Annotated in this window: 10 protein-coding genes; 7 read left to right on the top strand and 3 right to left on the bottom strand. The window is 74.4% G+C overall.

Annotated elements, in window-relative coordinates; genetic code table 11:
- A partial coding sequence (locus ACFU7Z_RS28360) for a hypothetical protein (protein ID WP_380780513.1) occupies window positions 1-842 on the bottom strand: 842 nt, incomplete at its 3' end.
- Window positions 839-1,198: a hypothetical protein gene (locus tag ACFU7Z_RS28365; protein ID WP_049654212.1), complete on the bottom strand. Its 360-nt coding sequence runs from the start codon at window positions 1,196-1,198 to the stop codon at window positions 839-841. The genes ACFU7Z_RS28365 and ACFU7Z_RS28360, both read right to left, overlap by 4 nt.
- Window positions 1,199-1,339: 141 nt before the next feature.
- Here ACFU7Z_RS28365 and ACFU7Z_RS28370 point away from each other — a divergent pair, with 141 nt between their 5' ends.
- The 4 genes from ACFU7Z_RS28370 to ACFU7Z_RS28385 all read left to right on the top strand — a co-directional run bounded on the left by ACFU7Z_RS28370 (window position 1,340) and on the right by ACFU7Z_RS28385 (window position 5,886).
- Window positions 1,340-1,705: a hypothetical protein gene (locus ACFU7Z_RS28370; protein ID WP_049654214.1), complete on the top strand. Its 366-nt coding sequence runs from the start codon at window positions 1,340-1,342 to the stop codon at window positions 1,703-1,705.
- 370 nt (window positions 1,706-2,075) lie between these two features.
- A complete protein-coding gene (gene zapE, locus ACFU7Z_RS28375) occupies window positions 2,076-3,152 on the top strand; it encodes a cell division protein ZapE (RefSeq protein WP_380780515.1) in 1,077 nt (358 codons plus the stop codon).
- A 457-nt stretch (window positions 3,153-3,609) separates the two neighbouring features.
- Complete coding sequence (locus ACFU7Z_RS28380) at window positions 3,610-4,341, top strand: hypothetical protein (RefSeq protein WP_380780517.1); 732 nt, start codon at window positions 3,610-3,612, stop codon at window positions 4,339-4,341.
- A 168-nt stretch (window positions 4,342-4,509) separates the two neighbouring features.
- Entirely contained in the window at window positions 4,510-5,886 is a 1,377-nt protein-coding gene (locus ACFU7Z_RS28385) for a pyridoxal-phosphate dependent enzyme (protein WP_380780519.1), read from the top strand.
- On the opposite strand, the gene ACFU7Z_RS28390 is transcribed toward ACFU7Z_RS28385, so the two are convergent.
- The gene (locus ACFU7Z_RS28390; protein WP_234348181.1) at window positions 5,883-6,668 is read right to left on the bottom strand and encodes a TetR/AcrR family transcriptional regulator; all 786 of its coding nucleotides are present in this window, start codon (window positions 6,666-6,668) and stop codon (window positions 5,883-5,885) included. The two genes, ACFU7Z_RS28385 and ACFU7Z_RS28390, sit on opposite strands and share 4 nt — an antisense overlap.
- 104 nt (window positions 6,669-6,772) lie before the next feature.
- On the opposite strand from ACFU7Z_RS28390, the gene ACFU7Z_RS28395 reads away from it, so the two are divergent.
- From ACFU7Z_RS28395 to ACFU7Z_RS28405, 3 genes are all read left to right on the top strand, one after another.
- Window positions 6,773-7,759 (top strand): ATP-binding cassette domain-containing protein, encoded by a 987-nt coding sequence (locus ACFU7Z_RS28395; protein ID WP_380780522.1) that lies wholly within the window; start codon window positions 6,773-6,775, stop codon window positions 7,757-7,759.
- Window positions 7,759-8,598, top strand: a complete 840-nt coding sequence (locus ACFU7Z_RS28400) for an ABC transporter permease (protein WP_380780524.1) — start codon at window positions 7,759-7,761, stop codon at window positions 8,596-8,598. The genes ACFU7Z_RS28395 and ACFU7Z_RS28400 overlap by 1 nt, the downstream gene beginning before the upstream one ends.
- Before the next feature lie 69 nt (window positions 8,599-8,667).
- A complete protein-coding gene (locus tag ACFU7Z_RS28405) occupies window positions 8,668-9,654 on the top strand; it encodes an aldo/keto reductase (protein ID WP_049649295.1) in 987 nt (328 codons plus the stop codon).
- The last annotated feature ends 57 nt before the right edge of the window (window positions 9,655-9,711 follow it).

Raw genomic sequence — 9,711 nt, forward strand, 5'->3', positions numbered from 1 at the left:
GTGTCGGCCGGCGGCGGTTCGCTCGTCGGCGTGCGCGGGGCCACGCTCGGTGCCAGGGGCCCCGGGTGAGCCGGTTCCCGGTGGAGCAGGTGCCGGGCGTCCATCCGTACGACGTCGAGGAGCACGGCGAACACACCGCGTCCCAGGGCGAAGCCGAGGTCGCGCGCGGTGCGGCGGCCGGTGGCGGCGGCCAGGATCTCCCGGTAGCGGACCGGGATCCGCAGCGCGCCGGACTCGGCCCGGGCGGCAGGACGGATCCGGATGCGGGCCAGTTCGCCGGGCGGTCCCCAGAGGCGGGTCAGCAGGGCCGTCCGCCGGGCGGTCTCCTCGAAGAGCCGCTCCGGCTCGATGCCCGGGCGCAGCGCGATCCTGGCAGGCGGCGCCGCCTCGGCCGTCTCCCAACTGCCGGGCGGGCTCAGCACCAGGGCGAAGGCCCCGTCGAAGGCGGCGGCGGCGCAGACGGCTTCGAGCTCGGCGGCGCCGATCGACCCCTGAGCCACCAGGGCCGCGCCGAGGTCGCCGCCCCAGGTCGGGGGAGCGTCGGTCGGTCGGCCGATGGACGCGGCCGTCTCGGCGGACGCCCACTCCTCCTCGCCGACGCGCCGGGACTTCAGCAGCAGGGTCGCGGCGGTCGGGGCCCCGGGGGTCTCGATCGCCGCGACCAGACCCTGCTCCAGGTGGATCGTGCCGCCCGGTGCGCTGGAGACGGTGACCGAGCCGGTGAACTCCGTCCGGCGCAGCGCGAGCAGCAGTGCGGGCACGTTGCGCGCGGTGGGTGGAGCCGGCGTCGTGGGAGTCGCGGGCACGGCGGGCGGCGCCGTGCCGTGGGACGGGTCGGTCATGCCAGCAAGTCCTGCGCGCGGTCGGCGGTCTGGCGGAGGGCCAGTGCCAGGTTGGTCCGTTCCCGGTCCAGCACGGTGGCCAGCAGCAGGGGGTCGCCCTTCCGGGACAGCACCTGGACGACCTGGTGATGGCGGGTGCTGGTGACCACCAGGCTCTCCAACTCGCTCTCCGCCCCTGCCTCGTACAGCCGCTCGCCGATCAGGTTGGTCAGCTCGGCGAGTTCGGCCCCGGTCCCGAGCAGCCGGTGGTCCCCGGCGGACTGGTAGCTGAGACCCGTGACGGCGTCGACGAGCGCGGCACCGACCACTCCGGGGGAGCCGAGCACATCGGAGAGGGAAGCGTCGAGTGCGCGCACCAGTACCCCTTCACGTTCTGAACCCCGGCAGCGTACTTTATTCCATCATTTTCACGAGGCGACCACAACCGGCGGCTTCTTGCTATTTTGTTCCCGCACACGGGAGTTCTGCCCGGAAGTCACGCAAAGGACGAACAGCGCATGAACATTGACGAGGCACTCAAGGACGCGATGGCCATCGAGGGGGCCATCGGAGTGGCCGTGGCCGACCACGAGAGCGGTATGTCACTCGGGTTCCTCGGCGGGGGGCAGCAGCTCGACCTGGAGATTGCGGCCGCCGCCAACACCGAGGTCGTTCGTGCGAAGATACGCGCCCTGGCCGCGCTGTCGATCGATGATGTCATCGAGGACGTCCTGATCACCCTCGGCACCCAGTACCACCTGATCCGCCCGCTGACCCGCGGTCACGGCTCGCTCTTCCTCTACCTGGCGCTGGACCGCTCGCGGGCCAACCTCGCGCTCGCCCGGCACGGTCTCAAGCGCATCGAGGCCGCTCTCGACATCTAGCGGGGCCGGGCCGGCCGCCCGGGTGTCCGCGCCCCGTCCGGACGCCCTGCCCGGATGCCCTGCCCGAAGGCCCGCGCGGGCCGCGTTTCGCGCGCGGAATTCCGGACGGAGCGAATGCGCGGCGTGACGAAGCGGCTACGGAGATCCGTCCGCGGGAATCGGGCCGCGAATATCGCGGGTGTGCGCCCGGCACGGAAATGCGTGACTTTCCGATGACTGGGCGTCATATTCACCCCGGCTGTTCCGGCCGGCGGCGGAGCGCCGGAATGTCGTGGTCGAACCGCCGGAGCGCCGGTGTTTCGGCGGTGCCGCGGACCGGGCAACTCCCGGTGATCCCGACGGTTCTGATGCCCTGCTATGGTCCGGACCCGTGACGGACGGGGTGCGGAACCAGTACGAGGCGATGCGCGGGCACTTCCACCGGGCCGCGGGGCAGCACGGATTCACGCTCGACCCCGCCCAGGAGCTCCCGGTCGAACGACTCAGTCGGCTGGCCGGCGAGCTGGCCCACCCGGCCTGGCGGCTGCGCCGCAGTCCGCGGCACCTCTACCTCTGGGGCCCGGTCGGCCGCGGCAAGAGCTGGCTGGTGGACACCTTCCTCGACGGGCTGCCGACCCCGCGCAAGCGGCGGCTGCACTTCCACGACTTCTTCCGCCGACTGCACGAGGGTGTCGCCCACCACTCCGAGAGCCGGAGCGCGGACGGCGCGGCGGTGGACCGGGCCGTGGACGAGCTGCTCGGCAACTGCCGGATCCTCGTCTTCGACGAGTTCCACGCCCACGACGCGGGTGACGCGATGCTGGTCGCCCGTCTCCTCCACACCCTGCTGGACCGGCGGATCACCCTTGTCACCACGTCCAACTACCCGCCCGCCGGGCTGATGCCCGACCCGCTGTACCACCACCTCTTCGAGCCGACGATCAGGCTGATCGAGGAGCGGATGGACGTGCTCGACGTCTCCGGGGCGGTCGACTTCCGGCGGCAGCCCCGGTCGGAGCGCGCCCACGGGTTCGACCTCGGCGCCCGTCTCCGCCCCGGCGACGAGCTCTCGGCCGGTCTCGCCCCGCCCCGGCCCGAGGAAGCGGGTCCGGTGGCCGCCCACCGCCGTGAGCTGTCGGCCCGGGCGGTCCGCGAGGACCACGTGTGGTTCGGCTTCCAGGAGCTGTGCGAGGGCCTCACCGCCGTCGCCGACTACCTCGCACTCGCCGACCGCTTCCCCACCGTCGTCCTCGACGGCGTCCCACCGCTCGCCGAGGCGTCCCCCGACGGCCGTCGGCGCTTCGCCAACCTGGTCGACGTCTGCTGTGACCGCGACGTCCGCCTGGTCCTGATCGGCGCCGATCCGCTCGCCGGCATCGCCACCGGCTCCACCCTCATGCGCGACCTCGACCGCACCGCCAGTCGCCTCGCCCTCCTCCGCCCGCCGGTTCGGGAGGCCGCCGGCTGAGCGCCCGCCGGGCGACCGGCGGGAACGGAGAAGTCCTGCCGGAGTGCCAGGACTTGCCCGGTCGATCACGCCGGCCCTGGAGGGGGGTTGCTCGCCCGGCGCCTTGGCGAACCGGCGTGCCAGGCCGGGCCGGAGTCCGGTAGCGTGCGCGAAGGAGTGCCGGGAAGCCTGGTCGGCGATCGAGGGACAGCTGTGTCCGCGAGCCGGTCCGGGGGTGGTGTGCGTGGCGCTCGACGCGAGGTCCGCCGGCGCGCCGCCGCCCCCCCGCGCGGCCCGCTCAGGCCGTACGCACCGCTCACGGGGCTTCGGCGAGCTCCGGACAGACTCCGAGAACCGCGACACCGTCCGGCGTTCCGGCCGCCCGGTACCGTCCGACCCCGGAAGGGGCGGGGCGGCACGCCCCGGCGACGGCGACCCGGGGGTTCCGGCCGCGCACCGGACCGGGGGGAGAACCGTCATGACCCACCGTCCCTCACCATGGACCCGCACCGGCGGCGCGCTGCTCGCCGTCGCGGCGCTGGCCCCGGCGGCCGCCGCCTGGTACGTGTTCACCGTCGTGCTGCCGGACGACGCCGAGCGGTACCGCTCGTACACGGCCGCCGTGACCTGCCCGGCCGGGAGCCCGGGCGAGGGGGTCGAGGAGTGCGTGCGCACCGTGCCGTTCACCGTCAACGGCACGGTCGTCCGCAACGCGGGCAAGAGCTCCGAGTTCCGGGCGACGCTGGACGGCGCGCCGTTCTGGAGCGGCGAGGTGGGGTTCGCCGACGGCGGGCCGCTGCTGGACGGACTGAAGCCCGGAGACCGGGTGGACGGCACGGTGTGGCGCGGCCGGGTGATGCGCCTGGAACGGGCCGGTGTCGCGCAGGCCTCGTACGACGAGCCCCGCGACGAGGGGCAGTTCACCGCCGGGGTGGGCACGTTCGCCGCGCTGCTGGCCGTGCTCGCCGCCGTCCTGGGCGCGCTACGGTTCACCGGCCGCCCCGGCGACGTCACCCTCGACCTCGCCCGGTCGCTCGTCCTGTGGACGCTGCTCGCCTGCGGAGTGCCCTCGGTGCTCGCGTCCGTGACCGGCCTGCCGTGGTGGACGGTGCCGGCCGCGGCCGTCCCGGCGGCGCTGCTCGCGGCGGAGGCGGTGCGGCGCCGGAACCGGGGGAGGACCCCGGGGGGACCCCGCCGGCTGCCCGCTTGATCGACGACCGTCCCCGCGTGCGCTCGCCCGTCCCTGCTCGCACCGGCCCGTACCCGATCCCGGCCGTCGGACAATGTTTCGGCCGGATGAGGAACGGTGTCGCTACCGTCTACCGAGCCCGTGGCCTGGGCAGGCTCGGGCTGACAGTGCTAGCGAAAGGGGCCGACGATGGCCGCAGTTCACGAATCCGTCCTCGACGCGATCGGCGGGACGCCGCTGATCCGCCTGGCCCGGCTCGGCGCCGGGATCGCCGCGCCGATCTACGCCAAGGCCGAGTTCCTCAACATCGGCGGCAGCGTCAAGGACCGCGCCGCGCTCTCGATGGTGCTGGCCGCCGAGCGGGACGGCCTGCTGAAGCCGGGCGGGACGATCATCGAGGCGACCTCCGGGAACACCGGCATCGGCCTGGCGATCGTCGGGCGGCAGCGCGGGTACCGGGTGATCGCCGGGGTGGCCGACAAGTCGTCGGCCGAGAAGTCGGACATCCTGCGGGCGTACGGGGCGGAGGTCGTCCTCGCGCCGACCGCCGTGCCCGCCGAGGACCCGAGGCACCTGTTCAACGTCGTGCAGCGGCTGGCCGAGGAGATCCCCGGCGCCTGGCTCGCCAACCAGTACGACAACCTGGCCAATCCGGACGCCCACATCCGGACCACCGGCCCCGAGATCTGGGAGCAGACCGGCGGCCGGGTGACCCACTTCGTCGCCGGCGTCGGCACCGGCGGCACCATCACCGGCACCGGAGGCTTCCTCAAGGAGACCTCCGGCGGCGCCGTGACCGTGGTCGGCGCGGACCCGGAGTCCTCCACGTACGGGGGCGGCGACGGCAGCCCGTGGTACGTCGAGAGCATCGGGCACTACCTCCACCCCGACACCGTCGAGGACCGCATGCCGCAGGCCCTGCGTACGGAGCTGATCGACTCCTACGAGCGGATCCCGGACCGCGAGGCGCTGCTGGCCGCCCGTCGCCTCTCCCGCGAGGAGGGCCTGCTGGCCGGCCCGTCCTCCGGCGCGGCCGTGGCGGCGGCGCTGCGGGTGGCGCGCCGGCTCGGGCCGGACGACCTGGTCGTGGTGGTGCTGCCGGACTCGGGGCGCTCCTACCTGTCCAAGGTGCACAGCGACGCGTGGATGCGGGAGTGGGGCTTCCTGGAGGAGGCGGCGGACGGCCTGCGGCCGCTGCTCGACGCCGCCGCGCCGCTGGTGACGGTGGCCGCCGGCGCGACCGTGGGCGAGGCGCTGGAGGCGCTGGGCGGTGCGCCGGGCGGCGTGGCCCCGGCGGTGCTGGCGCGGGCGGCGCGCCCGTACGGGGTGGCCGCGACGGAGGTGGTCGGCTCGGTCTCCCGGGCCGCGCTGGCGGCGGCGCTCGCGGACGGCGCCGCCAAGCCGGGCGACCCGCTGGGCGGGCTGATCGGGCCGGCGCTGCCGACGGTCGGCGTCGGGCAGTCGGCGGCCGACGCGCGGACGGCGCTCGGGAGGACGCACCGGGCGGTCATGGTCCTGGTGGACGGGCGGGTGGCCGGGGTGCTGCCGAGGGAGGCGGTGGCCTAACCCCCTTCGACTGTCTCCTGGGCGCCCCCTTCGGCGGGTGCCAGGATCGCCGAGATCACCCGGTCCAGGGTGCGGTCGAAGGCCCGGTCCGGGTCGGCGGGCGGGCCGGTGGTGGCGAACGCCTGGGCCAGGTGCGGGAATTCGCCGCTCGCCGCCGCCTGGCCGAGGTAACCGACCAGCTCCGCCTGCCACTTGGCGCCCGCCGCGGCCGTCTGCTCGTACTGGGCGAACTGGCCGACGAAGCCGTTGAACAGCGCCATCGCCTCCATCCGGGCGCCCCCGCCGAGGCCGGTGGGGGCGGTGACGGCGAGGAAGTGGTCGGTGTAGCGCAGGGCGTTGGGGCCGATGCTGGGGCGGACCAGCACCAGTGCGGGCAGCCAGGGGTGGCGGCGGGAGAGGCCGAGCTGCTGGTGGGCCAGGTCGGCGAGGTCGGCCCGGACGTCACCGCTCGGCGCGGGCGGGAAGCGGTACTCGCCGGCGACCGCGTCGAGCATCAGGTCGAGCAGGTGCTCCTTCTTCGGCACGTAGTTGTAGAGCGACATGGTGCCCGCGCCGAGCGCCGCCGCGACCCGGCGCATGGAGACCGCGTCCAGGCCCTCGGCGTCGGCGATCGCGATGGCCGCGGCGGCGATCGAGTCCCGGCTGTGGGCCGGGCGCGGGCCGCGGCCGGTGCGCTCGGGGCGCAGCCAGATCACTTCGGGGGCCTCGGGGGGCGTGGGCCTGTCGGGCTGTTCCGACTGTTCCGGCTGGTCGGGGCCGGTGGGGGACTTGCTGGACGGCACTGGAAGATCACCTCGCCCTCCCATCTTAGATACGTACGGCGTACGTAGTACGATGGCGCCCAAGCGCGCTTCTACGTACGCTGTACCTAGAGAAGGGCAGAGCCATGTCCGACACCGCCCGACCCGCCGCCGGCGCGGCGCCCGCCATCGAGATGACGGGCGTGCGGAAACGCTTCGGCGCCACCGAGGCCCTGTGCGGCCTCGACCTCACCGTCCCGGCCGGCACCGTCTGCGGCCTGCTCGGCCCCAACGGCGCCGGCAAGACCACCGCCGTCCGCGTCCTCGCCACCCTGGTCGCCCCCGACCGCGGCACCGCCCGGGTCGCCGGACACGACGTCGTCCGCGCCGCCGAGGACGTCCGGCGCGCCATCGGCCTCGCCGGGCAGCACGCCGCCGTCGACGAGGGCGTCACCGGCCGCGACAACCTCCGGCTGTTCGGCCGGCTGCACCACCTCGGCGCCCGCCGGGCCCGGGAGCGCGCCGACGAACTGCTCACCCGCTTCGGCCTCGCCGAGGCCGCCGACCGGCTCGTGCGCACCTACTCCGGCGGCATGCGCCGGCGCCTCGACCTCATCGCCAGCCTGGTCACCAGCCCGCCGGTGCTCTTCCTGGACGAGCCCACCACCGGGCTCGACCCGCGCAGCCGGCAGGCGATCTGGGACACCGTCAAGGAGTTGGCGGACGCCGGCACCACCGTGCTGCTCACCACCCAGTACCTGGAGGAGGCCGACCGGCTCGCCGACGACATCGTGGTGATCGACCACGGCGCCGCCATCGCCACCGGCCCGCCGGACCGGCTCAAGGCCGCGATCGGCAGCCAGGTCTCCGTCACCCTGGCCGACCCCGGGCAGCTCGCCGCCACCGCCGTGGTGCTGTCCTCGATGACCGGCGGCGACGCGCGGGTGGACGTCGCCGAGCGGACCGTCACGGTGCTGACGACGCCCGGCGTGTCCGTCCTGCTGCCCTCGCTGGTAAGGGAGTTGGACGGCGCGGGGGTCGTCGCCGAGGACGTCGCGGTGCGGGCGCCCTCGCTGGACGACGTGTTCCTCGCGCTCACCCAGGAGTCCGCGGACGCCGGGAGGGCCGCCTGATGACCGCCGCCGCACTCGCGCCCCCGCGCCCGTCCGCCGTCCCGCGCCCGTCCACCGCCCGGCGGCTCGCCTCCGGCACCTGGACCTCGATGCTCCGCGTCCTGCTCAACTACCGCCACTCGCCCGGCCTGTTGGCCGCCTCGCTGGGCGTGCCGGTGGTGATGGTGGTGGTCTTCGGGTACGTCTTCGGCAGCGCCATGCAGGTCCCCGGAGGGGGCGGCTACCGGGAGTTCCTGATGCCCGGCCTGTTCGCCATGGTGGCCACCAACGGCGTCATGCCCACCATGGTCGGCGCCGCCCGCGACGTCGGGCGCGGGGTCACCGACCGGCTGCGCTCCATGCCCGTCTCCCGCACCGGACTGCTGCTCGGGCAGGCCCTCGCCGACCTGCTGGTCAGCGTCGTCGTCCTGGCGCTGCTGGCGCTGGTCGGGCTCGCCACGGGCTGGCGCGTCCGGCACGGACTCGCCGACGCGGCAGGGGCGTTCGCACTGCTGCTGCTCTTCCGCTTCGTGATGACCTGGGTCGGCACCGTGCTCGGCCTGACCATCGGCAAGGAGGAGGCGGCCGGCCAACTGTCCGCCGCGGTGATCCCGTTGGCGATGGTCACCAACGCCTACGTGCCGACCGGCGGCATGCCCGGCTGGCTGCGGTTCCTCGCCGACTGGAACCCGGTCAGCTCCGTCGTCCAGGCCTGCCGGGAGCTGTTCGGCAACCCCTCGGCGGCCGGGTCCGCCTGGCCGACGCAGCACGCCGTGCTCGCCGCGCTGCTCTGGAGCGCCGTGCTGCTCGCGGCCTGCGTGCCGCTCGCCGTACGGAAGTTCGCCACCCACGGGCGGTGATCCGCCAGCTTGCGGCACGCCCCCTAATGTGCTGGACAGCGGGGCCGGTGTGGTCTTGGGTGGGGCGCCATGGAGTACACCCACCTCGGCCGCACCGGCCTGACCGTCTCCCGCCTCTGCCTCGGCACCATGAACTTCGGCCCCCACACCGAGGAGGCCGAGGCCCACCGCCTCATGGACGCCGCCCACGAGCACGGCATCAACTTCTTCGACACCGCCAACACGTACGGCCGCGACCGCGAGGGCCGGCTGCGCGGGCGTACCGAGGAGATCATCGGCCGCTGGTTCGCCAAGGGCGGCGGCCGCCGCGAGCGCACCGTCCTCGCCACCAAGGTCTACGGCGACATGGGGGACTGGCCCAACGAGAGCAGGCTCTCCGCGGTCGCCGTCCGCAAGGCCGTCGAGGCCAGCCTGCGCCGCCTCCAGACCGACCACATCGACCTCTACCAGATGCACCACATCGACCGGGCCACGCCCTGGGAGGAGATCTGGCAGGCGATGGAGGTCCTGGTCGCCCAGGGCAAGATCGTCTACGTGGGCTCCAGCAACTTCGCCGGCTGGCACATCGCCCAGGCCCAGGAGACCGCCCGCGCCCGCCACTTCCTCGGCCTGGTCAGCGAGCAGTCCCTCTACAACCTGCTCGACCGGGCGGTCGAACTCGAGGTCGTCCCCGCCCTCCAGCACTACGGCCTCGGGCTGATCCCGTGGTCCCCGCTGCGCAGCGGCCTGCTCGGCGGCGTCCTACGCAAGGAGCGCGAGGGCACCCGCGACCGCAGCGGCATGGCCCTCGCGAGCGAACTCCTCGCCAAGCACCGCGACCGCATCCAGGCCTACGAGGACCTCGCCGCCGAACTCGGCGCCGACCCCGCCGACCTCGCCCTCGCCTGGCTCCTCTCCCGCCCCGTCGTCACCGCCCCCATCATCGGCCCCCGCACCAGGGCCCACCTCGACGCCGCCGTCGGCGCGCTCGACCTCAAGCTCGACCAGAAGACCCTCGACCACCTCGACGAGCTCTTCCCGGGCCACCGCCCCGCCCCGGAGGACTACGCCTGGTAGTCCTCCCGCGCCCCGGCTTCGGCCGGTGCCTCCGTCGCGCCCCCGGCGGCCGTGGGA

This window comes from Kitasatospora sp. NPDC057518, assembly GCF_042802075.1.
In the GTDB taxonomy this organism is placed as follows: Bacteria; Actinomycetota; Actinomycetes; order Streptomycetales; family Streptomycetaceae; genus Kitasatospora.